This window comes from Paenibacillus uliginis N3/975, assembly GCF_900177425.1.
Lineage (GTDB): Bacteria > Bacillota > Bacilli > Paenibacillales > Paenibacillaceae > Paenibacillus_AQ > Paenibacillus_AQ uliginis.
The window spans coordinates 3,030,983-3,056,995 of record NZ_LT840184.1; the positions used below are offsets into that span (position 1 = coordinate 3,030,983).

The following is a 26,013-nucleotide window of genomic DNA, read 5'->3' on the forward strand; positions in this document are numbered from 1 at the left end:
CCGATATCCGTAGTATTCCACCGCTATAACCTCTTTGAAGACTCTGCTACTGGAGGTTATACGCTGTGGTAACATATTGCCGAACTGCCTGTTCGGCGGACAGTATTCGAGGAGGTCATAAACAGATGAGAATCATGGAAGTTGTACTGGTGACGTTTAATGTGGTTATGTTGCTGTGGCTGGTTGTCGGGCAACAAAAGTCGCGACAGTTATTGTGGGGAGGATTGGCCGTCTCGGCAGTTCTTCTCGTTGTACAGGGCTGGGTTGATGGATGGCGCTGGCCCCTGATCCCCGCTTATGCATTGACGCTTGCTCCTTTATGGGCGCTGTTGTTGGACATTCGGCGGCGCGCCCGATCCGGGCAAGGGGGCATTCAAAAGCGCGGCGTACGCAGAATTGCAGCGTTGTTATCCGCCTTTTTCTACGGGACGGTAACCGTTGCTGCGCCGTTGCTGTTACCGGTGTTTACATTCGATGAACCGGCAGGCCCATATGGGATTGGCACGGTCGCTTATCATTGGATTGACAACACCCGCAAAGAAACGTCCACTTTGGCGGCAGCCGGGGCCAAGCGGGAACTGAAAGTACAGATCTGGTATCCGGCCAGCAAGGACGCTAAGGGAACCCGAGCGCCGTATGTGCCCGATTCCAAAGTGTATACCGAGGCATTTCAGCGGGAGTCTGGTCTGCCGCAGTTGTTTTTGACGAGCCTTGGACAAGCCCGTACGCATGCGATTAAACACGCGGTGCTGTCCGATGCGGAAGCGGCGTATCCGGTACTTATTTTTTCACACGGGTTTGGCGGATTCGAGGGTCAGAACATGTTCCAGGTCGAGCAGTTGGTGAGCCATGGCTACATTGTGGCGGGAATCAATCATACTTACGACAGTATGGCTTCGATATTTCCGGATGGGCGGGTTGCGTTGTACGATTCGGTGAAAAATACAGAATCGGAGATAGAGCTACTTGAAAAATCGGATAGGACAAACGAGGTTTGGGTGAACGATGTGCGGTTTGTGCTGGATCAACTTGAACAGCTCGCTGCCGCTGACCCGGATCGGCGGTTTACGGGACGAATGGACATGAAGCGGCTTGGCATGTTCGGACACTCGTTCGGCGGGGCGACTACGGTTCAGATGCTGCTAAGTGATCCGCGGGTTCGGTCAGGCATCAATATGGACGGAGCCCTGTACGGTGAACGCCGCATTCCGGCGGCTGGCATAAACAAGCCGTTCCTGATGATCAGTTCGGACGAGGAGGACGAGTTGGCGGGCTCCAGCGCCACAAGTGACGATCAGCAAGCCGCCTTGGACACGACCCACAACAAAGTTGAACGATACAATAAAGAGTTAAATGCTCGGTATGCGCCGGTAAAGGTTGGCGGGAATTACTGGCTGAAGTTGCACAACACGCTACATATGAGCTTCTCCGATTTCTTTTTGATCTCTCCAATCATAGAGTGGGCGCAGGGAGTGAACGCGCGTGAGACACATCGGCTCGTCAACGATTTTACGCTTGATTTCTTCAATCATTATCTGAAAGGGCAGCCCTTGCAGATATTGAACAATGCTGTTGGCACGCATGATGATTATATTCTGGAAAAGGGATAAGCTTCTATCCGGTGTGAACGCCGCCTGAAGAACAGACAGAGGGGAAAGGTGGAAATAATTGGAAGTATAAAAGGCATCCGCCGTGGCCTCTGTTTGCTTCCTGCATCAGCCCTAAACACAACCAGTCAAGAGAAGCAGAAGTTAAAGCTGGTGTTGAAGAGGCGACTATTTTTAGGTAAATCAACAGGAGTGCTTTGTTATATAACTAATTGTATTGGAGTTGAGATAAGACTATGAAAACGGAGATCATGAATAGATTCATCTCTTACACACAAGTTGATACACAGTCCGATGAGGGGAGCGAAACTTGCCCCTCAACACCAGGGCAGCTAGTGTTGGCCCAAATGCTCACAGACGACCTTAAAGCCATAGGTATGCAGGAAGTTACGGTGGATTCGAACGGTTATGTAATGGCGTCCCTTCCGGCCAATACAGACAAAGAGATTCCAACAATCGGTTTTCTTGCTCATATGGATACGGCTACCGATTTTACCGGCGCTGGCGTGAAGCCGCAAATCATAGAAAATTATAACGGACAAGACATTGTCTTGAATGAAGCACTGAATATTGTCCTTTCGCCGCGCGATTTTGCAGAGTTGGCTGGCTACAAAGGCCATACGTTAATAACGACAGACGGTACCACATTACTTGGCGCTGACGATAAAGCCGGTATTGCCGAAATCATGACTGCTATGGCTTATCTGATTCGACATCCAGAACTGAAACACGGGAAAGTAAGAGTGGCTTTCACCCCGGATGAAGAAATCGGCAGAGGCCCAAATAAGTTTGATGTGTCCGCCTTCGACGCGGTATATGCCTATACGATGGATGGCGGTCCTCTTGGCGGGATCGAGTACGAGAGCTTTAACGCTGCATCAGCTATCATAACTTGCAAAGGGAAGAACGTTCACCCCGGCACGGCCAAAGGTAAAATGGTCAACGCTGCTAAAATAGCCATGGAGCTGCATGGAAGGCTACCGGCTGAAGAAACTCCTGAGAAGACGGAAGGCTATGAAGGCTTCTATCATCTGTCTTCCATTCAGGGTGACGTCGAGCAAACACAGCTTCGTTATTTGATCCGGGATCACGATAATAATCGGTTTAAGGAGAGAAAGTCCGAGCTGGCTCGTATCGTAGAAGAATTACAGAAAAAATACGGAGATAAGCGAATTGAGCTCGAAATCAAAGACGAATACTTCAACATGAGGGAAAAGATTGAGCCTGTAATGGAAGTAGTGGACATCGCTAGACAAGCACTAGAAAACCTCGGAATCGTGCCGATTATTCAGCCGATTCGCGGTGGTACGGATGGCTCCCAGCTATCCTACATGGGGTTGCCAACACCGAATATATTCACAGGCGGGGAAAATTACCACGGGCGGTTCGAGTATGTTTCAGCTGACAACATGGTGCTGGCTGTGAAAACCATCATCGAAATCGTTAAGCTGTATGAACAAAGATCCTAAGGGTGTATGCAGCATCGAGCATGCATATTAGCAGGACAAGCGTTCATATATAACTGTGCCGATAGCTTGATAAAGATGAAAGAATTTCTATTTGGCTAAATATATCGAACTTGCCTCTTCTGATAGAAGAATTGCTTCATAAGTTTCGTCATTCCATACTCATATACAGGAAAATAGTTTAGTATGGCATTTTCTGTTCAATGATAAAAATTGGAGATATATGGTTAAAAGTTGAAATAAATGAGAAAAGATATTTCCAAGCTTCTGGGAGAAGAAGATATACATGTTGATTAGAATGAGACGGAGCGGGTGTACCGCAATATTGTAAAACCGGAGCTGCTGACTGTTGCGGTCTTCTCTGGTACGGAACACTCCATATTAGGCTAAAAACGGCTGATTCGGATCTTCTAATCGGTGAATATAGCCGTTACATGTTAGATTATAAATATATTAGGAGAAGGTTTAGGAAAAGAATATTTTCAGGAAATTATAGAATATTTTAAGAATCAAAAGAAATAAATACAATCATATTGATGATTGATAAAGAAAATACTGTTGCTGAGAATTTAAATATTATTATTCGCTTAGCTTGCAGAAATTGCGTTTATGTAAAGTTAAAGAGAAGTGTGATTTCACTTCTCTTTATTATATCATTGTCAGACGACAAGAACATATAGACATTGAAAGCCGCATAAGTTGCGGTTTTTTTGTTTTAAGTATATAAGTTCTTGTCGTAACTCAATGACAAGAACTTATATACTTAGCCGATTAGATGAGTGTCTAATGTTACTCAGCATCGACAGCTTGTTAAGCTAACGGGCAGGATAGTGGGAATAACCTGAAGAAATAAAGGGAAGTAGGATTTCGAAAAATATTATCCTATAAATAGATCAATTTGAAGGGGATGATTCTTGTGCAAGCAAACAAGACGAACGGTTGGGCTCATGATGAAATTATACATTCATTAGCCAAAGCGTTAAATAAACATTATGTGTTTCCTGATATTGCTAAAGAAATGGGAAAGTACTTGGAACTAAAGTTAACCAGAAATGATTATGAAGCCATCAAAAGCCCCGAAGCTTTTTGCGAACAGATTACGATAGATCTTCGGGAAATAAGTAACGATAAACATTTGAAATTACGATACACGGAGCAAGACAGGTCTATGGATCAAAAGATGAGCGAGAGAGTACAACAGGACGAGTACCTCCTGAAAGCCAAGATTGATAATTATGGATTTCATAAAGTTGAAAGACGTCCAGGTAACATCGGCTATATCGATCTTCGAGGTTTTCATGATCCTGAGTTCGCGGGGGAGACTGCAGCAAATGCTATGAATCTGGTGGCTAACACGGACGCCCTCATCTTTGATGTACGGAATAACGGTGGCGGAAGTCCGTTTATGGTTGCCTTTATAACAAGTTATTTGTTTAATTCAGAACCTTTTCATTTAAACAGCTTTTATTCAAGAGCAAAAGATGATTTAAGTCAGTCTTGGACGTTACCCTACGTTCCTGGAAAACGGTATGGAAATAAACCTGTCTATGTATTAACAAGCCACAGAACGTTCTCCGCTGCTGAAGAGTTTACTTACAACCTGAAAAACTTGAAGCGGGCTACCGTTGTTGGAGAGGTTACGGCAGGAGGAGCCAATCCGGGTTTCATTCATCAATTAACAATGCATTTCAGCATCTTTATCCCGAATGGACGGGCCATTAATCCCATTACCCAAACAAATTGGGAGGGAACAGGCGTTATTCCGGATGTTAAGACAACTCAAAACGAGGCATACGAAACGGCATATGAACTTGCTCTTAATTATGTAATTAATTACTACCAAGATAGCAAAGAATATGGATTTCTAGCAAAAGAAGCCGAAAATCAATTGAGACAACTGAAAGGAAATAAATGAACGGTTGGTATTATAAATGAACCTATGAACGATAGCTTAATAAAGACATTCGAAGGTAGCGGGGCCGAGAGAGAATGCTCAAAATGAATACGATGCAAAGATTTTTAATAATGCATATTTACGAAGGAAGGTCGCGCAGAGAGATTGCGAGATTGACAGGGATCCATCGGGAAACAGTGGGCAAGTACATCAAGCAATACGAAAAAAGGAGAGTTCAACTGCTGGCGGTGGGCAGTGCCACCGTTGATGAAAATAAATAATAACAGAGTTTTTAACTACGTTAGTAGCTAAAGGAGAAATTAATATGATGACTTATAACGAGGTTGTTAAAATCGGTGATGCATTTTTACTCCATTAATATCAGAGTTGTACGGGTTGGAGGGCTATGAAATCCAGTTGATTCCGGCACATGCCGGAGGGCGGAATGTCGCTTATAACTGTGAGAAAGGGGGAGATGGTGCAAAAATACTCAGAATCGCCTTCTTAAATGACAGAAGCCGGGAAGATTTTCTGGGCGAAGTTGAGTATATCAGGTATTTATTCGAGCATGGCGGAAGTGTCTCGGATGTAGTCAGCTCCCTGAAGGGGAATCTGCTGGAAGAGATCACCCACAATATTATAGATGCGTTCGAGGTAATGCGAAACAACGGCGAAGAGCCGGAGTGTGATGAGGAGCTGTCGTATCGCATAAAATGCATGGAAGACGATATCCCGTATTTGGGATTTTTCCATAGATTTATTCGTGTGAAGAACCCTTTAAGTATGAGAAACGAAATATTTAGTATTTTTGTGGGGATTGCAAATTACTAACAGCCGGCTCATTGGGGCCGGCTGTGTTTTTTAACTTATTTTTTTTCCGATTAAAAATTGGTGTTATATTGTCAGACGACAAGAACATATAGACATTGATAGTCGTATTGCGGCTTTTTTACTAAATGACAAGAACTTATATACTATGCCGAAGAGGACAATAACTTGCATCCTTAGCCAATTAGATGGAAATCTAATTTTAATGCTTAACTTTTAATTATGTAAAATAAAGGGTTAATAACAGAAGTTTGAATGCTTTTTCTTCATCTGTCTGGATTATGAGACCATTTGTCTTCAGGATCCTCAGGTGATCTATAATTTAATACTCAACCTTATATAATCCTGCAATAATATACTATATGGCATTTAATTTTAAGATGAAAATCATGTTAATAGGCTAATAAAAGGACTTAGTCTACGTGATTAGATAAGATAAATGGATTTTTAAAAAAATATCATCAATAAGTATCGAAACTTATTAACTAAAATACAGGAGCGTGTTAGTATGTCAAAATACGTCGAAATTGGTTACCCAATTTATGAAGGAATGCCTGTTTATCCAGGATTGCCAGAAGTGAAATTAGAGCCTAGAGAGCGCTTGGATAAAGGGGATGACTGGAACGGAAGTGTGTTAAGCATGTATCTTCATGCCGGTACACATGTTGATGCCCCGTGGCATCATTTGAATAACGGTAAGGGAATAGATACTATTCCGATTGAAGACTTCATCTACCGAAAACCACTATTAATCGATTGCCCGCTTGGCCCGAACGGCTTTATAACCATCGAAAAGCTCGAGGAATATGGTGAACTGTATGAAGCGGATATTCTGGTCTTCAACACTGGCCATTGGAAACACCGGGATACGGATTTCGAGAAATACGCCAATAATTTCCCAGCTGTCTCTCCTGAAGCCGCCGAATACATCCGGACAAAGTTGCCAAACTGCAAAGCCGTGGCCATTGATACCTTGAGCATTGAAAATTTAACAGAAGCAAAAAGAAATGGCTATTTTGTCCACCATGCCTTCTTAGACCATGAAAAGTATAAAGAGCCGACAATGCTCATTTATGAAGACATTAACCCAGCGCCATTGGTCGGAAAAAAGCTCATTTCTGCCTTCACAGCACCACTTCGCATTAAAGACCATGATGCATCTGTCGTTAACGTCATCGTTGAAATTGAAGAATAAAAACCATTCCTGGGATAGGACAAGAAGTCCAGCGAACGCTCTTCAAGTGGATGTGGAATGAAGAAGATGCTAATACTGCATAATGACATTAATTGACTTGGGGTGATATTGATGGGAAGTGAATGGCCTTGGTCTATAAAGAAGGACAGACGGCTTATAACAAGCTGTCTGTCCTTTTGTTCTTTGAAATATCTTATTACTCCGGATGTTTCATGAAAGCAATGGAAACGAGTACACAAATACGGTAACTCCAAGCCACAATGGGGGGGGCAGGATCGGTTAAGTATAATTAGTTATGGAAAGGTACAAAGCACTTCCGGGCTTTAAGGATTATATTGATAACTTTTTCACCATCGATTTCCTGCCATTTATTTAGTCAAAGGGTTACTTAAGACTAAAATAATGAGCAATGTGACAATTATGTCATACTGAATTGAATATTGTTATGTTAATCGATGGGAATATATAGATGTCCCCCTTATACTGGAAAGTGTTAAACGAGTTTATTTCCGAAGGGGGATGTCCACTGATGACTGATGTAGTTAAAGCAATAATACTTGGCATAATAGAGGGCTTAACTGAATTTTTACCGGTATCGTCTACTGGACATCTTATTTTAGCAGGCAATTTGCTTAGCTTTGAGGGAGACGCTGCAATAACTTTTAAAATTGTTATACAGTTGGGTGCAGTGATGGCAGTTCTAATTCTTTATTGGAAAAGGTATTTGGAGATTGGGGCTAATCTGATTAGAATGGATTTTTCCCAAAGTAAAGGATTAAATGTAATTCATATGATTTTGGCTATGTTACCAGCATTAATCCTATATCTTCTCTTCAAGGACACAATAAAAAGCCAATTATTCGGCCCAACCCCTGTCTTGATCGGTCTAGTTGTCGGTGGCTTGTTGATGATCATCGCAGCACGGAGTAGGAGAACTGAAACCGCTGATACGATTGATGGGATAAATTATAAACAAGCTTTCGGGATTGGCCTGTTCCAATGTTTGGCTTTGTGGCCGGGATTTTCGAGATCGGGTTCGACGATTTCAGGTGGCCTTTTACTTGGCACTAGCCAAAAAGCCGCCGCAGATTTTACGTTCCTTATTTCCGTGCCTGTTATGTTTGGTGCAAGTTTGTTGGATTTATACGACAGTCGCGATTTGCTGAATTCTGACGATTTCTTTCTAATGATAATTGGCTTTACGACATCCTTTCTTGTGGCAATGATTGCAGTAGTGACGTTCATCAAACTGATTAAGCGACTTCGATTGGAATGGTTTGCTCTATACCGTTTTGTCTTAGCAGCTCTCTTCTATTTAATCGTCATACAGTAACCACTGAAGTGTCACTTGATCAAATTCCTTATGAAATGAATTCAATTCAGGTTACTTTAGTAGGTACATATCTCGCACGTTATGGAACAAAGTTTAATCATTTTACGAGAGCAATACTAAGCCTACCTGATATTAATAGATTGGTGTTCCCACCGGACGGCGACGGATGCGTCGCTTGAATTCCGGCTCGGCGGCGTAAACGGCGAGCTTGTGAGCACCGCAGCCCTCAAGCAGACCGGCAGTGGCTGGATGAACTACGCAACGGCAGAGGCGGTCCTGAACCGAACGCTGACGGGCAAGCAGGCGTTGTATATCGTCATGAAAGGCAGCACCACCAGTTCGCTTCCATATATCGGAAACTTCGACTCGTTCACCTGGGGATATCAGAAGCTCCGCAGCGATTATGCCGATCTGGAGCTTGAAACCTAATGATGAATGGTCAACCGAGCTCAATCCGTCCAACCGGGGGCCGCTGAAGACGGAGCCGGGAAGAAGCGGACAGCAGGTCGCCAATACGTTTGACGGGGCTTGGCTGGCATACAAAGGCATGGACTTTGGCAGTGCGGGCGTTAATCGGCTATCCATCGAGTATTCCGGAAACAGCACGAACCCCGGATTCTGCCGTCGAGGTTCGGCTTGGTGGCGTGAACGGCACTTTGGTCGGAACGATTCCGGTGCCGCCGACGGCAAGCGTGTGGGGAACCTACAAAGTCGCGACCGGCCAGCTGACGGAGACGCTTACGGGCGTACATGACGTCTATCTCGTTTTAACGAACACATACGGTAAGGATTGTTGTCGGAGGACAAGAACATACATGCATACGAAGTCACGGATATCGCGGCTTTTTTGATTTAACGATGTAAGTTCTTGTCACGAGCTAAGGACAAGAACTTACTATATTCTTAGCCGATTAGATGATTATTTAATGTTACTTAATATCGGCAGTTGTTAAGTGAACCGGAAAATACTTTAGATATATCACTTAAGTTACGTCTATTTCCGAGTATGATTTGAAATGAAGTACTACAACAAAATAGAGGGAATTGAATTGATTACCGGTTTTGAAACGTCTGTCCGGCATCAGAAACTTCGATCATCGAAGGGAAGAATGCGCAGCGTGCTCCCAACCTTCAATTATTCGGACGTCGTGCGGTTTATCAAATGGATGCTGATTGGGATCAAAGACAATGGGAAGGGTATCTCTGAAGAGGACGTTCCACTGGCACTGCTTATGGGCAGTATAAGCTTAATCTCTCTTGTAAACCTTCTAAGACTTTTTCTGGTATCTCGCTGACCTTGATATCTCCACCTAGGAAAAGCAGCCAATTTGTTATTTCGGTTAATTCTTCTGAATTATGAACATTGATAAAAGTCTTTAAGATGGCCGTAGTTTGGTAAGGATTTGTATATGAAATTGAAAACTTTAAAGGATGGTATTTTTTGAACTGGGAAATCGCCTTTGGACCAAGTTCAAGGACAAGGTTGATTACTTCTTCCTGCTTACTTAGTTGTTCTAAAATCTTTTTCTTCCTTACTCTTTTTTTCGTAGGGTATGGTTTTACATTGGTGAGATTATCGACAGGAAAAATCCGCCTCTTTTCTTCCTCTAAGTCAAAGCCTTCAATAAGCCATAAGCTTTTTTCACGATAAAGGTGCAAGAGATAAATGGGATAAGACTTTATCTCCTTCTCTTCTTCGATGGAAACCAATAAATAGCTGTCCAAGAGAAGGATTTGGATGAGTTTTTCTAACATAGGATGGGGCAGATCTGACAGATCGAGAAGGTCGGGATTATGGGGGTTGGTTCCTTCAAAAAGCAATATTTGATTTAAAAGAACAAGGTCATCTTGCTGGTTTTCTGAGATGAGGCCTAGTAATTTTTCAGCTAAAGACTGACGACTCTTCAGATATGGGAGCTGTTGATTTCTTGTAGCCATAAAGGCAATAAACAGAGCTTTAATTTCATTATCGGTAAAGCGGACCGTGGGCAGGACAGAGTTGTTCATGACAAAATAACCCCCATCCCTCCCAACTTCAGCGATAAGCGGCATCCCCATAGCTTCAATTTCTCGGATATCTCGAATAGCTGTCGAACGAGAGATGTTAAATTCTCGCATGATTTCAGAAATGGTAAAGTGGGCACGATTGTTGATATACCGCATGATAATATTAATCCTTTCAACTTTTTTCATCGGGTCCCCCTAAACAGTATCATTTTTTGACATGATTTAAGGCTATTATAAACCCATCAAGTGAAAAGACAAATCATTTGATAAATTTAAAAAAGAGGAAGGTTTTGAATATGGAAAATTATATCTTTTTGGAAAAAGACAGCTTTATCGTTTTAGGTATTGGAACTGAGCTTAAGAGCGATTATACAGACTATGCTGGCATAAACAAGGAGAAAGCAGACTTTTGGGAGGCAGTGAAACAAGATGGAAGGCTTGACACTTTAAAGGCCATAGCCGCAAATGACTACATTTTAGCCGTGAACGAAGCGGTGAATAACAAAATGATGCATTATGCTGGCGTCATGACAGAGGCATCGGTACCAGAAGCAACCAGAGTTATTCAATTTCCTAAAGGGGAATACCTAGTTGTAAAAGGGGAAGGGAAGACGGCTGATGAGTTGAGTAATAAGCTTACTGGCATTGCCTTTGGTCAAGTCTTGCCGGAAGCAAAAAAATATGCCTATGTTGGTGGGCCAAATGCAACGGTTGAGATGGGGCAGCGAAACGGCTCAGTATTTGGTGAAATGTGGATTCCTGTTGTTAGGAAATAAAGGGATAAGTGAATGCTTTCGATGCGAGTTTTGCTCGAAGTAGGTTCTAAGAAGTAACGCTCGTAAAACTTTTAGGAGGGATGAACATGTCCAATATCGTTGATTTTAAAAATGTGTCTACGGTTGGTTTAGAGTCTTCACCCGTAGCAGAAGCGCTTGCTGGTTTACGAGCGAATGAAGCCCGTTACTTTATGAACAAATATAAGCATCAGTTTACGGTTACACCAGCTAGCGAAAGCCAGGAGACCCTTGATTATGTGAACCGAATTTTGAAAGAAGAACGTGATATTGAGTTTGCGGCCAAACCTTTAGAGACGTCGCGTTTTCAAGTGGAAAATATCAAATTTGCCTATGTCTTTTATGAGGATGGTCTTGTGGTCAACGTCATGTATACGGTGGATGACCCTAAGAAGCGGGCCGTTGGTTTTAAGCTTTCTGAGCTGATGGAGGTACCAACGGAGTTAGAAGGGAAGTTCAAGTTTGCTAGGCAGAAGTCTAAATTAGCTGGAACCATTCGGGGCTCGTTTTTTGTAATTAAAGGAGAATATTAAAGTATTACCAAGAAGTGCATTGTGATGTTAGTAATTGTCCGACGACAAGAACATAGAGACTTTGAAAGCCGCATAAATTGCGGTTTTTTTTGTTTTAAGTATATAAGTTCTTGTCGTAACTCAATGACAAGAACTTATATTCATAGCCGAATAGATGATTGTTTAATGTTAATCGATCTCGGCAGTCCATTAAACTATAAACTAACGGGCAGATTAGTTGAAGATGAAGCGCGGTGAACCGTACCACAAATAGTGGTAAAGCCGAAAATGATTATAAAGGTTGAAGCGGCATTGATAAATATGCTTTTGGGGGATTAAGCGTAGTTTAAGCCTATAACCTCTTGTATAATGAAACTATCTTATTTGGAAAATTACAATGCCTAAAAGAAAGTGGGAGAAGAACATGTACATAAGCAAATGGTGGGGAGATTTAATTGGCGGTTCCGATGATTCGCTGGCATTAATAGACTATTTGGAACAATTGGACTCAACGGATGTGACGCTCAATCAGATTTTAAAGGACTTGGGTTTCGATGTTCTGCTTTCCGAGGGAGACTTGAAAAACGGCGGAAGTATTGGATATGATATGAAAAGTGCTAACGGCACGTTTCGGGTAGAACTTGATATTGCCTGCAGTGCTCTAATCGATCTTTCAGCCATTGTGTTGGAGTCTCTTAAATCAGGCTATGTCGATTTGCATGATTTGGATGAGGCTAGGCAGCCGTGCAAACTTTATATTGATGCCTCCGAAGAAAAAAGAAACCTGCTTCGGGATGAACTGTACAAGTTTTCCCGTAATCCGCTGGCTTACGATTTAGCCGAGCTTGTTCCGGCCGATGATATGAGGGAGCTTGCGGAAAAGGCAAAAATGATCGCAGATGAGCTGTTATAAGTTTACCCAGCTCATTACAAGACGACCGCAGAAGGCTTTCGAATATTTCGGTACATTTAAGGAAACACGTTATGATAGCATTCATTGAACTAACGGAAATAATAGTTGAATCACCTACAATCAGGCGGTCGAGTACTTCGACGGCCTTCTGTTCATGTTATGAAGGTTTGGTCTTAGCCTTTCAATATGGGAAGGTTTAGCGATTTCGCGCCGCGCAGGATTTTTCGCCGATAGACCCGTTAAGCTAAACCGTATCATAAGTAACTGCGGAAAATTATAGGAATAACTAATTTTTTTACTTCTATCTTAGTTGAAGGTCAATCAAAATTGGATATAATTAGGGTAATTAAAATGGAAATATGTATGAGGGCTCAAATAATTGAGCCCTCATACGTATTTCTTAAAAGCATTATTTACTTTCTTCCTATTATCAGCGCACTCAGCTCTTTAGCGCAGAGCTTCTCCATGATTCGACCACAGAGATGCTTACTCCAATTGTCAAACTCAATAAATATTTTCCCAAGAATACGATCTATATGGAGATGGTGTGACATAAAGAGAAGTGTCCTTTTTAACAAATGTGATATATGCTTCACCCTTCTCTGTGGACGATACCCATTTGTATTCCTCTCGAAGAGTACCTTTACCTGATAATACTCCAGGACCACCAAATATTTTGACCACTTCATCATAGGTCATGTCTTCTTTAATAGTAGCAGTACTTTCGGCTGTAACATCTGGGTAGCTTAAAATAGGTAGATCCTTTCCCTTATATATCATCATATTTAAATAATTTGTTTTAATGGGCCCTGATATTATAATTTCATTGAAGCCATCACGGAAAGCTTCTGGGGCTCCAAATAAGTCAACACTAGGCTTTTTAGCAAAAAGATAATCAAGATCGATTGAGTTGAAATGATCAGCATCAAGAGCTAGGAATTTTTCATAATTGACTGTAGGCTTACCAAAATCTTTCACCTTACGCAATTCTTTATCATATACATCCTTTTCAAAATCAGATGGGATTAAGTTCACGCCTAAACTAGAAATATATATATCTTTGTTTTGGTAATCTGAGCGGACATCTATACCAAGCAATTCACCTATAAATCTTAAGGGGACAACAGTTCTTCCATTAATAATCTGACTAGGTACATCTGATTGAATATGTACTACATCTTCTTGACTGTATTTATACAAATAAGAGCTGGGAGTTTTAATAGCCGTTTTTTGACCAATTTGTAAGGTAACAGTGTAGTTAATGTTTCCGATAGAGTAAACAATATTAACGACTTTCTTTTTCGGATCCCATTTTACATCATTACCTAAATATTCAGATATAAATCGAAGTGGCACAAGAGTGCGGCCATTTTTTATTATAGGTTTCTGATCCAATACTACTTCTTTAGTGTTTACAAATACTTTAATAGTATCATCAGCACTAGCGGTATTATAAGATGTAAAAAATAGAGTTGTCGTAATGAAAGCTATTAAAACAAAATTTAATCTTTTAAACATTTTTCTCTTCTCCTAAACAATAATTTATTATAAACGCCTCAATAAGAGCTGTTCAAAAAAAAAAAATATCTCTCTCTTCTCGTGTTTAATCTACAAAACCTATGGCCGAAAGGTTACAGTTGCAGTACAGGTAAAGATTGTGGGTTTGTCATATGGAAAGACTTCCGTGGTGTGAATATCAATCTTAAAAAAGCAAAGGCCCTTGCAGAAGGTAGAGAGATCCTGATTAAAAATATCCCTGGTAAGGAGGGGAAAGCATCGTACGATCTTTATTTGAAGCTCCTTCCGGATGGGAAGTTCGATACTCGTTTTCCGACCGTAGATGATGAGAGCTTGGGAGACTGTCCGAAATGTGGAAAAGCTATTGTAGAAGGTAGCAAGATATTTGGTTGCAGTGGTTGGAAAGAAGGCTGTAATTTTAGAATAGGGAAGACGTTCCGCAGAATTGACATGCCTGCTGCAGCGGTAAAATCACTCTTAGTTGGTAGGAAAGTTCTTATGAAAGGATTCCAGAGTGAAAAAGGTTCCTATGACTTAGTCCTTTATATTGAGAACTATGAGTTGAAGAGTCGTTTTCCGGATCCTTCAGAGCTTAGTTTGGGGGTATGTCCGATCTGTAAAAAACACGTTGTTGAGAGGTCTACTTTTTTCAGCTGCAGTAACGCTAAATGCTCATTCCGTTTGCCAAAAACCTTTCTGGAGCAAACGATCAAAGCATCACAAATGAAAAAATTGCTTAGGTCCGGAAAGACGGATCTCATTGAAGGATTAAAAGGTGGGAAGCACGGAACGTTTGATACTAGGCTTGGTTACGATAGGGAAAACAATCGGTATTCATTTGTTAAATAGCTTGTAGGAGTTCATTACACGCTAATCATACAGAGTTTAAGAAGTCGAGACTCCATATAATGGAGTCTCATTTTTTCATGGATTAGCCGAGAACACTCGTGATTTCAATCATGAGAACTGCTTTGGATAAAGCGTTTCCATGACACGTTAAATATCCGATATATGTTATTCTTAATAGTAAGCACAGATCTGGAAATACATCCAAAATCAGAAAGAGAGGTGAAACGGTGACCATGTCTTTACGCAGAATAAAATCTTGAAAAAGAACATCAGGGTTCTCTTTTACCGATAAGATTTTTAACCGTAGGAACTACGGGATAACCTAATCAATCATAGAACGATGGGTTTCTTTATTTAGGAATCTCGTGGCTTTAGTCATGAAGATAAAAGGGGATTGATTCTTTCAAATGGAACTCGATCTGTATGAACTCCAGTATTTGCTATCGAGATTTCCGGATAAAAGCGATGATGAGAGAGTTTGTTTGTTGAGAAGGAAGATTGAAAGATGGATAGAAGAGGAACTAAAACAATCAGATGAGAGTTTGAACTGGTTTAAGGATCCATTAAACCAACACACAGCGCTCAAAGAATTTTTGGAAATACCCTATAATATCAGGAGCATGAGTATCAGGGAACTTTTTCCCATTTATGAGAAACCGATATACATACGATTACGTAACATTCTTACTCGCCGTGGGTTTGGAGTAGTAGAAGATTTACTTGAACTCACCGTGTACCAATTCAAATGCCTTCGCGGTGTAGGGGTTAGTGGCCAAATAGCAATTCTCCAGACCCTCCTTGGGCATACCACTCAAGCAGATCCTCACGATATGGAAAGAGGAGAGAATCTACACGGATAATAGAGGAAATTTCTATTATCATAAATATCCTCTTCATGGGGAGATTGAAATGTACAACTCCAAGGGGAAACATGTGGGAGTGCTCACACCGGGAGGAGATCCGCACCCAGTTAAAGGGAGAGTGAAAGGCCGAATAATAAAACTGTAGCTTGTTGCAATAGAACCGGCGATAAGCCGATTCTATTTTGGTAGCCTCTGCAGAATGAACATGTAGGGAACCACTCTATAACAGATCTCCGAACGTAAAAAACCTTGGTCCCCTGACCAAAATGGAGCCGGTGTGCCTACCAACTCTATAAAACAAAAATAATCATTTTAATATGTAATAAAAAAATTTTCACGTTAGGCATAGAGGAGGGAAGCCGCCTTATATCGAGGGATATAATATAGCTACGGTGAAAAAAAGGAACAATGCTGATTAGCGAATGTTCCCTGAAGAGTTATCACCTGTGTTTGGTGAGAATAGGTCCAAATAGATATCATCTTCACCTGCAGGATCGATGATCAAAGTATTCTTACCGAACAATGTTTTTATGATGTGATCACGCTCAGAGACATCCATTTCTGATATCTCGGAAATTAGTTTAATTGCTTCTTTTCCCATTTTAACTCCTCCAATTCGGTTCTTTACCATTATTATAACAGGATTGGAACGTAGTCGTTACGTAGCTGATGGTGAATGACGCAAGCTTATTTCAGACAATGAATTGGCAAATCCCCATTGGTGATAAGCGTCCGTTCGCAACTACCGGCGAAAAGGTCGGCAAGAAAGTATTTATTACCCGCTGCGCAGACTGGTGCTCTAATCTATTTATTCTGTAAGCGACTCGATCAATAATGAGCAGCTGTGATCTGATTTACCCAAAGCGCCTGCGTGCTTTCCGGAACTGTACTGTAATGTAGCGAGAATTTGCCCACGTTTTCAAAAACAACTAAATCACCGTTGTACAGCTCAATTGTCCCAACAGGATAGCCTCCTGCTGTACGATAATTACCAAATAAACGACCGTTTCTGTGTAATTTAGCGGATACTTCGCGGCCTAAGAAGTTAATCTTCTCGGTAACTTGTTCTCCATTCTCATAGTAGTAAATGGTATCTTCGATAATACTAAACGCATTTCTTTCTCTCCAGAGTCTGCTAACCGGCTCCGGTAGGAGACCTGGCCCCATCTTTTGAATAGTAAGTGTTGCCGGTTTAGTGCTTTTATCCATACCGTAACGCTCTTTTAGAGTGATAATTCATTTTCCCAATTTGTTTTGATTAATCTTATATCCAACATTTTATGAGAATATCTGGGTTCACAAAATCTAGTATTCTTGCAATCGATATTACGGAGTTTTAAGTAAGGTTGAAAAAAAGTTGAGAAATTGTTCCATTTGTTGTTGGGTAGTGTTATACTATATTTAGGCAAAAAATATAATACTTTGAATTTCTGGTGAACTTGAGGTGGAAAACAGCTATGAAAAATAGAAACATAACAGGTATTGTATTGGCCGTAATTTATTGTTTGGTCCTTTTTGAGATTTTAATTAATAGACCCCCTGGTGAAGCTAATCCGCCTTGGGTATACGCAATGTTTCCACTAGGAGCTGTTGCAATTACCTCTCTCTTTGATTATGTGATCAAGTTCGATTTCTTCAAAAAAAAGAAAAAGAACAAAAAAAGGAAAGAATGAATGGAGGATAAAAATGATAGAATCAAAAATTGCTAAAACATTTTTTGCAGGAGTTCTGCTCTCTACATCTATTTCAATTCCAGCCTTCGCTCAGGATCAGGGAAATTTACCATCTTCTTTACCAGTATCACAAATGGATCAAGCTAAAAGCCTTTCAGACTTAGTTGAAAGCACAACCAGTAATTCTGTCACTTTTACAGATGGTTCTACATTATTTGCATACGACAATCACTATATTGCAACAGATACAAATGGAAAAGAAGAGCTCAAAATCACAAATGTTGATGATAATAAAGTAAAGATTGAAAACCTGCAAACCGGCGAAGTGAATTATTCAATTAAAGAAGTTAAACCCATTCAAGAAGATCTCAGTTCTTCTCCACAATTATTTGCAGCTGGTTTTGAATATAAAGGAGCGGTAGAAAATTCGACTGAAATATTATATACCACTGCCTCTGCAATAGCAGGTGTACTCGCTTCCTTTATAGGCGGACCTGTAGGTGGAAAAGTAGCAGGAATACTTGTAAGCGTTGGCAGTTATTATCTTTCTATGAATGCACCAAGAGCCTATTGGATAACAAAAACATACACTAAAGAAGATAGGCAAAGTAGTTCATATGCGACTTTAACCATTAGGAGAGACCACCACTATTATAAATATCATGATTTTACTTCATTTATTAATACTGCTTCGACAATTCAGGTTTGCCAACCTTATGGTTGTGGTCCAGTCGAAGATTATTGATCTGGTAGAAACAAAAAATACCGCCAATTGGCGGTATTTTTGTTTCTATTTAAAGGCTCAATACCAAAGTTTCATTCATTTCTCACTAATTTCTATAAATTTTCTCTGACGACACACATCTGAATCCAGGTTATCGCCAAAATGAGCTTTGATGATTTCATTGACGAAAGCTCCTCTGTTCCTTCTGGAATCGTTACTGCCTTCCCGGATAAAGAAATGCATTTCTGGATATGTCACAAAAGACTCATCCTCTTCACCGATAAATTCAAGTCACACGCCCGTATCTTCGATTTCCTCCGCGTTGGCCCACAGTCTATCATCGCCGGCAAACTTCCAGAAAAAAGTGACACGTTCACCTAATTCAAAATGATAGTTCTCAAATCCCATTCTATAAGCACGCTCCTTTAGTTGGTAGAAATCCACATCGATAACCGATCAAGTGAGCTTTATGATTTTTTTATTTTTGGCCAGTAATGTAGTGGAATGTTCCTCTGCATTCAAAAACAACCAAGTCCCCTTGGTACAGTTCAATTGTCCCAACAGGATAGCCTCCTGCTGTACGATAATCACCAAATAAACGGCCGTTTCTGTGTATTATAGCGGATACTTCGTGGCCTAAGAAGTTAATCTTCTCGGAAACTCGTTCTCCATTCTCATAATAGGTAATGCTTTCTTCTATAATAGTAAACGCAATTCTTTCTCTTCACAGTCTACTAACCGGCTCCGGTAGGAACCTAGACTTAGCTTCTGAATCGTAAGATTTGCTGGTTTAGAGATTTTATCAAGTGGCACACTCAAAGTGCGGCCACCTTGTTCGGGGTATTCATGAAACATTACGGTAAGTAAGTCATCCTCCGGATCCTGAATTGTTAAGAAGGAAGGGCGCATTTCATTGATAAAAAAAGTAATGATGAAGTAAAGGTGAATCTTTTGTAAATGTATAAGTGATGTAAATAAATATGATAAGAAGTATCTCGAAATAGGAAATGAGGCTCTTAGAATCAACTCGTCATCTTCTCTATACAGAAGATGACGAGTATCCAATATATGTAATGGAGCAGAATCACATATGATGAGGCCCTAACGCTGGGAATACTTGTCATCTTCTATGCTGCACAAATCAAAATCAGTGATGGTGCGACAACGTAGTCTCAATATTTGGAAAATATTACTGACCGAAAAAGCATGCTTTTCTGAACACTCAAGAATGTGCTTGTTATACTGTTTCAAAAAGTGGTATCATATATTTATGAACATTCCATAAAAAGAACATACATTTTGAAACAGATTAAAGGAGTATTCTTGCTATGAAGATTGCTTATGGTCGAGTATCAGCCAAAGATCAAAATCCGGAACGACAGCTCGTCAAGTTCCGGGAGCTGGGCGTTGAGGATCGCTTTATTTTTGTGGACAAGCAGAGCGGCAAAGATTTTGAGCGGCCGCGTTATCAGGCCATGCGTCTGATGATACGAGAAGGCGACCTGATTTATTTGGACGCATTGGACCGATTGGGCCGGGACTACGACGGAATCATTAGCGAATGGAAGTATATCACGCGGGAGATCGGGGCGGACATTGTATGCCTGGATAACGAAACGTTATTCGACTCTCGGAAATTCAAAACGATGGGCGATTTGGGGAAATTGCTGGAAGATCAGTTTTTAAGTATGCTTGCCTATGTGGCCGAGCAGGAGCGTAAGAAAAATCGGCAGCGGCAGGCAGAAGGGATCGAGGTTGCAAAGGCAAGCGGTGTTACATTTGGTCGGCCCCGGCATGACATTGACGAAACATTTATTCAGTTCTACAAAGAATGGAAAGGTGGGCATATTACAGCAACGGCGGCTATGCAGAAAGTCGGTATGAAGAGAACTACATTCTATCGCCGTGTTAAGGAATATGAAGAGGAACAGCTTTGAATTTTACCCGGAGACAGATTGTTGTACCTAAAAAATAAATTGTCTGTAGGTTAGGAATGGAGTTGTTCAGCTGGCTAGCACAACATAATGAATAGGACGGTGTATCATGTTACTTACTGATTTACAGAAGAAAACAATAGAGCAGATGAATACTGGAGATGACACTACCTTAGGGGGGCCAGCAGTAGGGGAAAACATAAGATACGAGATTCGTAGATTGACCGATCATGAATATAAAGTTTGTATATTTGATCGTATGGTCCGTTTGGATGAGGATTACTTTCAGACGACCAGTCAAGTAATTGCTTATATTGAAACATATTGAATAAGGAGAATGCCATTATGCAGGAGTTAAGACATCCACACTTGGAAAGAAGCGAATTTTATATTGTAACAGTAGAAGAACCCAAAATAGGAGACATATTTTCTTCCCAAAATGGCTTTTGGGAAATCAAGATTATCTCTAGTACAGGCTTATTGTACCGATCTTCTAATTCACCGTATCAATCCATGGGGGAGGCTGTTCGAAAGAGATGCTTAACCAACGTGGACGATTCACCATATCAAAAAGGGAAGACCCCGTTTAATTGAGGATTAAGTTAGATATTAAAATCCCAATAATCTTCAATGAATAAGGAGCGTGCATTGTTTATGGGCAAAACAAAAAAAGAAACTAAATGGTTTGAAAATAAAAAGGACATTCCAGGTATTGTTACCCAATTGAAAAAGCATTATTACAGCTACAAAGGTATTAGTGGGTTTTATAGCCCATATCCATTTGAAGTCAATTATGAAAAGCTGCTTGAGGTATCCCAAGGCAATCAAAAGCTTGTCGATGTAGTGAAGAAATATATATTCGAATGTTATTTCGACAAGGAAGGAAATCCAAAAGAGTTTGGGGGAGCTTACCGAATTGGTGTCTACTATTCCCCAAAAAGTGAAGATGCGCTTCCAGATCCAAATGCTAAAGACTGGATACATGTAGTGTTTGATCATAATATTACCGTTCATATGATTGCTGGACCGATCGGACACGATTATGTGATAGATAATTTGGGTATGAATAAATCGTTTTTATATAGCATGTCAAAGATGCTCTAATATGCATCAAAATGAATAAAGAGGTTTTAAAGGAGGAGCAAAACTCTAATGTTCGGGAGAACTAAGGTTGATAAAGAAACAGAAAAACGCTTGTCGGATCTGCGCAGTCATATTAGTAAAATGGATGCTGGAAAACGGATATTACTGACTGATGGTCGCGTTGGAGTTTTCAAAGGCTATAATGGCGGAATGTTTTCGGGTGATACTTTTTCTATAGAAGAACATGGAGAAATTCAGGAAGTTCCTCTTGAATTATATGAGTGTGTACTGGTTGAAGACTCCAATCTTAAATGTCCATTGTGCAAGGGAAATCGCATCATGAATGACTGTCTCAGAAACCCTGACGGAACTTCTTCTGCATTTAGAGAGAATATTACTTCTAATATGGAATTGATGCCAACCTTTAATTCGAGAAGAATAATTCTCCGTGCTTGTCGTGACTGTGGGTATATAATGCCTTTCGTACGTATTTAAGACTTGCGGCAGTTAGTAAGTTACATACTGAATATAAGGTAGTGAGGTAGAGTTATGTCCTATGAAAATCAAATAACAGAAATGGAGATAAGGGTCGCAGCGATAGGCGGCAGGGCACTTACGAATGAAGAAATAAACATCATCGGCTGGCTTGAAAATGCAAAGCAAGATACGGAAGTTATCGAAGCCGCAATTATATCAATTTTCAGTTAATTTAACCAACTTAAGTAATTGAGCTGTGAAAAAGATAAAATATAATGCAAGTGATCTTGCTCAAGTTAAAGATTATTCAGAAATCCCTATAATCGAAGGCAAATTGAAGCCAAGTAAACTCCGTAATATTTTATGAAGTAAATTACTTACTATGATGATGGGAATATAAACGTAACCATTTTGTAGTGAGGAAAAGTCATTTCTTGACTTGCTAAAAATCGTCCATTTCTACGCGACAGATTTTATTGTGTCAGCAACTTTTTTAAGATATAAGCGTTACTATTGTAGTATTAAAATTTACAATAAGTGGGTACGTCGAGCTGGAAATGCAATGGGAAGACGGCCGTATCACTCATATTGAGACGCTACTTAAGGACGGAGTGACTTACGGAAGTTTATTCTCGGGCAGCGAAGCAGGTCTGCTTTGGGAGATGGAGAATGACAATATGGCGGTTCTGAGGAGGAATGAGAAGCGCATTGTTGTCCACATGGGAAGCAGAATTGCCGAAGTAGATGGTCGAGAAGTGGATATGGGTAGTGAACCTGTGCGGTATATTAGTCACCTTTATGTGCCGATTAGATTCCTCGCATCTGTTTTGGACGGGGAAGTGGCCAATCGGGATACGAAGACGGGAAAGGTAACTGTGACTGGACTCAACAATTATACTGATGCTTTTTATGGCAGCATGATGGGATACAGCTATATGATTCGCGCAGCAAAAGGAGATCTTGAGATTACTGGTGCTTATACGGGACAAAAGACCACGATTCCGCTAGGCATAAAAGACATTAATGTGAATACTCATGATCTCACCTTAAACTTTAAGTGGACTCCCAAGAATTTACTTATTGTAACAATTGAATATTCTAATCGAAAGACTGGAGACTACGATCTGTATGCGTTGGTATTCAAGAATCAAGGGATGATTCGCAAATCCGTAGCTCACGGGTTAATGGAGCAGCATGAAATCTTAAAGTCGGACGGCACAATTCAACTCATTGATGACAAAAATATACGTATTATTGATGATGGAAGCGGGGATGTACTTGAAGTGATTACTCGGTAACTATGTATGTGACATCCCCGATGGTTTGTTGGGAAGGGATTAAAAAGGCCTAGTAATCGAAATTGGTAGACTGATGCATCAGGAAAACTTTCAGGATTTTTACAGTTGTAAAACCTCCTGTAAAATTAACTAAAGATCAAGCATAGCACTTAGAACAAGCTATAAATGATGCGCATAACTGTATGGTGTGGCCGTTAATGTCAAAGTTGTTAAATAGAGAAGAGGAATTTAGAATCTAATCGGCAAAGTATATAAGTTCTTGTCGTAAATCAATGACACAAGAACATGGATACTTGGCCGATTAGAGGAGTTTAGTGAGGTTGCAAAAACAATTTAAAAATAGTTGACACCCTCTGCTACTCGGTGTTACGATGTACGTGTAATAAGTAATACTTAATAGCCTTTGATCCCAAAAGCTATTAAGTAAAAATTTCCCTTGGTACTATGTTGTACTGAATATAAGTCAGACTAATTAGAGGAGGGACGAAATAGAGGAGGCTCTGAACATGGAAAATTTAACTGAAATGCTGAAGGGTTCGCTGGAAGGCTGCGTACTGGAAATCATCAGCCGCCATGAAACCTATGGCTACGAGATTACCCGCCGACTGAACGAGCTAGGGTTTACCGAAGTCGTCGAAGGGACGGTCTACACCATCCTCGTGCGATTAGAAAAGAAAAAACTGGTGAACATCGAAAAGAAACCGTCAGATATGGGGCCGCCCCGCAAATTTTACTCACTTAATGAGGCTGGCCGCCAGGAACTTGAATTGTTTTGGAAAAAATGGGATTTTGTATCATCAAAAATCAACGTCTTGAAGTCAATCTAGCTTCACAAGATATTCCGCACCGATATTTTTGGAGTGTCTTGTTCAGCTTTATAATAAAAGGAGGAAAAATAACATGATGGAAATGTTCAAAAAAATGATTGGTGATAAAAAAGAGTACAAGATGATGATGGCACGGGTTGAAGCCTTGCCAGAGGACTACCAGTTCGTATTTAAGAAAATTCAAAACTACATGTGGAATTTCGCAACGGGCAACGGGATGGATATGCTGCACATTCAGTATGAAATAATCGAGTTGTTCGAAGCTGGTGCGGCGGAAGGCAGACAAGTGCTGGAAATCACTGGGGAAGACGTGACGTCCTTCGCCGACGAACTAGTTGCAAACGCTAAAACCTATGTCGCCAAGTATCGTGAAGATTTGAATCAGAGTATCATGAAGCGATTGGGAAAAAAATAAATTCAATAGATAATACCGACTGATTAGCTGGTAACAAATGTGAATTTCCGCCTTCGCTATTCAGTTATATTTTTAACCTGGTACTAAGTCATACTGATTATCGGTCAGACTAAATAGAAGAGTAGTATAGGCAGTCTAGCTCCGCAAGGTGCTCGACCGTAATTTCCGGATCTCTCAAGCGGCCTTGCTGCGCATTTTATAAGGAGGAAGAAGTATGAGCAATGCAGCGATTTCTGTAAAAGGGTTAAAAAAATCCTTTAAAGACAAGGAAGTCTTAAAGGGGGTGGATTTTGAGGTGCGGCGTGGTGAAATTTTCGCACTGCTGGGCTCAAATGGAGCGGGCAAGACGACGACGGTCAACATCCTCTCGACGCTGATGAAGCCCGATGGCGGCGAAGTAGGGATTTGCGGCTTTGACGTCCAGCGTCAACCGGATCATGTTCGCCAGAGCATCAGCCTGACAGGGCAGTTCGCAGCTTTAGACGGCATGCTCACCGGGCGGGAAAACCTGATGATGATCGCCAAGTTGCGAGGAGTTTCCAATCCCGCTCAAGTCGCTGACAATCTGCTTGCAAGATTCAGCCTGACCGATGCGGCCAACCGCCGGGCAGACAAATATTCCGGCGGGATGAAGCGCCGGATTGACATCGCCATGAGCTTGATCGGGACGCCAGCAGTCATTTTTCTCGACGAACCGACGACAGGGCTTGATCCCGAAGCGCGGATTGAAGTCTGGGATACCGTCAAGGAGCTTGCCGGCGGCGGCACGACCATCTTGCTGACGACCCAGTACCTGGAGGAAGCCGAACAACTGGCGGACCGTATCGCCATCCTGCATGGCGGAAAAATCATCACGACCGGTACCCTTACCGAACTCAAAGAGATGTTCCCGCCAGCGAAAGTGGAATACATTGAGAAGCAGCCGACATTGGAGGAAATTTTCCTCGCGATCATCGGCAAAAAGGAGGAGAGGTAAATGAAAAGCAAAACAGGGATATTACTAGGGCGTTTAATGCGCAACATCATGCGCAGCCCGGATACGATTATTACGGTGGCGATTACGCCGATTATGATGATGCTGCTGTTTGTCTACGTATTTGGCGGCGCCATAGAGACAGGCACGGACAACTACGTCAATTATTTATTGCCGGGAATCTTGCTGATGGCTATCGCATCCGGCGTCGCTTACACTTCCGTGCGGCTGTTTACGGATGTAAAGAGCGGGCTGATGTCGCGTTTCATTACCATGCCCATCAAGCGCTCGTCGGTATTGTGGGCTCACGTGTTGACCTCGCTTGTTTCCAATGCGCTTACTCTCGTGGTGGTTATCCTCGTTGCGCTCTTGATGGGCTTCCGTTCCAGCGCTGATATCCTGGATTGGCTCGCGGTAGCTGGGATACTCGGGCTGTTTACGCTGGCGCTGACATGGCTGGCGGTCATTCCCGGTTTGACAGCGGGATCTATGGAAGGAGCGACAGCCTACTCGTACCCGCTGATTTTCCTGCCGTTTATCAGTTCGGCCTTTGTCCCCACCGAAACCATGCCTAAAATTGTCCGTGCGTTCGCTGAGAACCAGCCCGTGACTTCAATCGTGAATGCGATTCGTGCCCACTTGTATGAAGGGTCTGTTGGCAACGATATCTGGATCGCGCTTGCCTGGTGTGTCGGCATCATGGTCATCGCTTACTTCTTCGCCAGTAAAGCATTTAAACGCCAGTTAGGGTAAATACACCATTATGGGATTAGCCATATCAATAGTCAGCCGCTGCGATAAATGCAGTTGCTTGCTATCACATGGAAGGC

At 41.4% G+C, this 26,013-nt stretch carries 32 protein-coding genes; 27 read left to right on the plus strand and 5 right to left on the minus strand.

All coding sequences use genetic code 11. From position 1 onward, the window contains the following. Positions 1-125: 125 nt before the first annotated feature. The 10 genes from B9N86_RS14265 (at position 126) to B9N86_RS30330 (ending at position 9,174) form a co-directional block, all read left to right on the plus strand. Complete coding sequence (locus B9N86_RS14265; protein WP_208919860.1) at positions 126-1,610, plus strand: alpha/beta hydrolase family protein; 1,485 nt, start codon at positions 126-128, stop codon at positions 1,608-1,610. A 233-nt stretch (positions 1,611-1,843) separates the two neighbouring features. Further along, positions 1,844-3,076 (plus strand): peptidase T, encoded by a 1,233-nt coding sequence (pepT, locus tag B9N86_RS14270; RefSeq protein WP_208919861.1) that lies wholly within the window; start codon positions 1,844-1,846, stop codon positions 3,074-3,076. A 904-nt stretch (positions 3,077-3,980) separates the two neighbouring features. Next, a complete protein-coding gene (locus B9N86_RS14275) occupies positions 3,981-4,988 on the plus strand; it encodes a S41 family peptidase (protein ID WP_280175000.1) in 1,008 nt (335 codons plus the stop codon). 83 nt (positions 4,989-5,071) lie between these two features. Then, positions 5,072-5,248, plus strand: a complete 177-nt coding sequence (locus B9N86_RS14280; RefSeq protein ID WP_208919863.1) for a helix-turn-helix domain-containing protein — start codon at positions 5,072-5,074, stop codon at positions 5,246-5,248. Positions 5,249-5,354: 106 nt separating this feature from the next. After that, on the plus strand, positions 5,355-5,798 hold the full coding sequence (locus B9N86_RS14285) for a hypothetical protein (RefSeq protein WP_244563091.1): 444 nt from the start codon (positions 5,355-5,357) through the stop codon (positions 5,796-5,798). A 505-nt stretch (positions 5,799-6,303) separates the two neighbouring features. Next, the gene (locus B9N86_RS14290) at positions 6,304-6,990 is read left to right on the plus strand and encodes a cyclase family protein (protein ID WP_208919864.1); all 687 of its coding nucleotides are present in this window, start codon (positions 6,304-6,306) and stop codon (positions 6,988-6,990) included. A 529-nt stretch (positions 6,991-7,519) separates the two neighbouring features. Continuing rightward, a complete protein-coding gene (locus B9N86_RS14295; RefSeq protein WP_208919865.1) occupies positions 7,520-8,323 on the plus strand; it encodes an undecaprenyl-diphosphate phosphatase in 804 nt (267 codons plus the stop codon). Positions 8,324-8,533: 210 nt separating this feature from the next. Next, on the plus strand, positions 8,534-8,752 hold the full coding sequence (locus B9N86_RS30320) for a carbohydrate-binding protein (RefSeq protein ID WP_244563092.1): 219 nt from the start codon (positions 8,534-8,536) through the stop codon (positions 8,750-8,752). After that, a complete protein-coding gene (locus tag B9N86_RS30325) occupies positions 8,742-9,077 on the plus strand; it encodes a carbohydrate-binding protein (protein WP_244563185.1) in 336 nt (111 codons plus the stop codon). Before B9N86_RS30320 ends, B9N86_RS30325 begins: the two co-directional genes overlap by 11 nt. Further along, complete coding sequence (locus B9N86_RS30330) at positions 8,992-9,174, plus strand: carbohydrate-binding protein (protein WP_244563145.1); 183 nt, start codon at positions 8,992-8,994, stop codon at positions 9,172-9,174. Before B9N86_RS30325 ends, B9N86_RS30330 begins: the two co-directional genes overlap by 86 nt. 379 nt (positions 9,175-9,553) lie before the next feature. Here the strand turns inward: B9N86_RS30330 and B9N86_RS14305 are convergent, their stop codons facing one another. Continuing rightward, positions 9,554-10,516, minus strand: coding sequence for a helix-turn-helix transcriptional regulator (locus B9N86_RS14305; RefSeq protein ID WP_208919866.1), 963 nt, complete (start codon positions 10,514-10,516; stop codon positions 9,554-9,556). Positions 10,517-10,626: 110 nt separating this feature from the next. Here B9N86_RS14305 and B9N86_RS14310 point away from each other — a divergent pair, with 110 nt between their 5' ends. From B9N86_RS14310 to B9N86_RS14320, 3 genes are all read left to right on the plus strand, one after another. Further along, complete coding sequence (locus B9N86_RS14310) at positions 10,627-11,106, plus strand: GyrI-like domain-containing protein (RefSeq protein WP_208919867.1); 480 nt, start codon at positions 10,627-10,629, stop codon at positions 11,104-11,106. 86 nt (positions 11,107-11,192) lie between these two features. Beyond that, entirely contained in the window at positions 11,193-11,657 is a 465-nt protein-coding gene (locus tag B9N86_RS14315; RefSeq protein ID WP_208919868.1) for a phage tail protein, read from the plus strand. A gap of 376 nt (positions 11,658-12,033) precedes the next feature. Further along, a complete protein-coding gene (locus tag B9N86_RS14320) occupies positions 12,034-12,549 on the plus strand; it encodes an imm68 putative immunity domain-containing protein (protein WP_244563093.1) in 516 nt (171 codons plus the stop codon). A 504-nt stretch (positions 12,550-13,053) separates the two neighbouring features. Here the strand turns inward: B9N86_RS14320 and B9N86_RS14325 are convergent. Beyond that, positions 13,054-14,067, minus strand: coding sequence for a copper amine oxidase N-terminal domain-containing protein (locus B9N86_RS14325; protein ID WP_208919870.1), 1,014 nt, complete (start codon positions 14,065-14,067; stop codon positions 13,054-13,056). Between the two features lie 171 nt (positions 14,068-14,238). On the opposite strand from B9N86_RS14325, the gene B9N86_RS14330 reads away from it, so the two are divergent. Further along, the gene (locus B9N86_RS14330) at positions 14,239-14,916 is read left to right on the plus strand and encodes a topoisomerase C-terminal repeat-containing protein (RefSeq protein WP_208919871.1); all 678 of its coding nucleotides are present in this window, start codon (positions 14,239-14,241) and stop codon (positions 14,914-14,916) included. 407 nt (positions 14,917-15,323) lie between these two features. After that, positions 15,324-15,776: a hypothetical protein gene (locus B9N86_RS14335; protein WP_208919872.1), complete on the plus strand. Its 453-nt coding sequence runs from the start codon at positions 15,324-15,326 to the stop codon at positions 15,774-15,776. Between the two features lie 418 nt (positions 15,777-16,194). Here the strand turns inward: B9N86_RS14335 and B9N86_RS14340 are convergent, their stop codons facing one another. Further along, a complete protein-coding gene (locus B9N86_RS14340; RefSeq protein ID WP_208919873.1) occupies positions 16,195-16,380 on the minus strand; it encodes a hypothetical protein in 186 nt (61 codons plus the stop codon). A gap of 227 nt (positions 16,381-16,607) precedes the next feature. Then, complete coding sequence (locus B9N86_RS14345) at positions 16,608-16,988, minus strand: hypothetical protein (RefSeq protein ID WP_208919874.1); 381 nt, start codon at positions 16,986-16,988, stop codon at positions 16,608-16,610. A 248-nt stretch (positions 16,989-17,236) separates the two neighbouring features. Here B9N86_RS14345 and B9N86_RS14350 point away from each other — a divergent pair, with 248 nt between their 5' ends. After that, a complete protein-coding gene (locus tag B9N86_RS14350; RefSeq protein WP_208919875.1) occupies positions 17,237-17,452 on the plus strand; it encodes a hypothetical protein in 216 nt (71 codons plus the stop codon). A 13-nt stretch (positions 17,453-17,465) separates the two neighbouring features. Next, on the plus strand, positions 17,466-18,197 hold the full coding sequence (locus B9N86_RS14355; protein WP_208919876.1) for an adenosine deaminase: 732 nt from the start codon (positions 17,466-17,468) through the stop codon (positions 18,195-18,197). 270 nt (positions 18,198-18,467) lie between these two features. On the opposite strand, the gene B9N86_RS14360 is transcribed toward B9N86_RS14355, so the two are convergent. Next, positions 18,468-18,620 carry a hypothetical protein gene (locus B9N86_RS14360; protein WP_208919877.1) on the minus strand — a complete coding sequence of 51 codons (153 nt, stop codon included), beginning with the start codon at positions 18,618-18,620 and terminating at the stop codon, positions 18,468-18,470. Positions 18,621-19,504: 884 nt separating this feature from the next. Between B9N86_RS14360 and B9N86_RS14365 the strand changes: the two genes are divergently transcribed. From B9N86_RS14365 to B9N86_RS14410, 10 genes are all read left to right on the plus strand, one after another. After that, positions 19,505-20,113: a recombinase family protein gene (locus B9N86_RS14365; protein ID WP_208919878.1), complete on the plus strand. Its 609-nt coding sequence runs from the start codon at positions 19,505-19,507 to the stop codon at positions 20,111-20,113. A 106-nt stretch (positions 20,114-20,219) separates the two neighbouring features. After that, positions 20,220-20,438: a hypothetical protein gene (locus B9N86_RS14370; protein WP_208919879.1), complete on the plus strand. Its 219-nt coding sequence runs from the start codon at positions 20,220-20,222 to the stop codon at positions 20,436-20,438. 326 nt (positions 20,439-20,764) lie between these two features. Then, positions 20,765-21,214, plus strand: a complete 450-nt coding sequence (locus B9N86_RS14375; protein ID WP_208919880.1) for a hypothetical protein — start codon at positions 20,765-20,767, stop codon at positions 21,212-21,214. A 48-nt stretch (positions 21,215-21,262) separates the two neighbouring features. Next, the gene (locus B9N86_RS14380; RefSeq protein WP_208919881.1) at positions 21,263-21,688 is read left to right on the plus strand and encodes a hypothetical protein; all 426 of its coding nucleotides are present in this window, start codon (positions 21,263-21,265) and stop codon (positions 21,686-21,688) included. Between the two features lie 54 nt (positions 21,689-21,742). Next, the gene (locus tag B9N86_RS14385; protein WP_208919882.1) at positions 21,743-21,901 is read left to right on the plus strand and encodes a hypothetical protein; all 159 of its coding nucleotides are present in this window, start codon (positions 21,743-21,745) and stop codon (positions 21,899-21,901) included. A gap of 326 nt (positions 21,902-22,227) precedes the next feature. Further along, positions 22,228-22,968, plus strand: coding sequence for a stalk domain-containing protein (locus tag B9N86_RS14390; protein WP_208919883.1), 741 nt, complete (start codon positions 22,228-22,230; stop codon positions 22,966-22,968). A gap of 506 nt (positions 22,969-23,474) precedes the next feature. Beyond that, positions 23,475-23,795: a PadR family transcriptional regulator gene (locus B9N86_RS14395; RefSeq protein WP_016131412.1), complete on the plus strand. Its 321-nt coding sequence runs from the start codon at positions 23,475-23,477 to the stop codon at positions 23,793-23,795. Between the two features lie 73 nt (positions 23,796-23,868). Further along, on the plus strand, positions 23,869-24,210 hold the full coding sequence (locus B9N86_RS14400) for a DUF1048 domain-containing protein (protein WP_208919884.1): 342 nt from the start codon (positions 23,869-23,871) through the stop codon (positions 24,208-24,210). Positions 24,211-24,424: 214 nt separating this feature from the next. Next, positions 24,425-25,186: an ABC transporter ATP-binding protein gene (locus B9N86_RS14405; RefSeq protein ID WP_208919885.1), complete on the plus strand. Its 762-nt coding sequence runs from the start codon at positions 24,425-24,427 to the stop codon at positions 25,184-25,186. Continuing rightward, positions 25,187-25,936, plus strand: a complete 750-nt coding sequence (locus B9N86_RS14410; protein ID WP_208919886.1) for an ABC transporter permease — start codon at positions 25,187-25,189, stop codon at positions 25,934-25,936. Positions 25,937-26,013 lie beyond the last annotated feature (77 nt).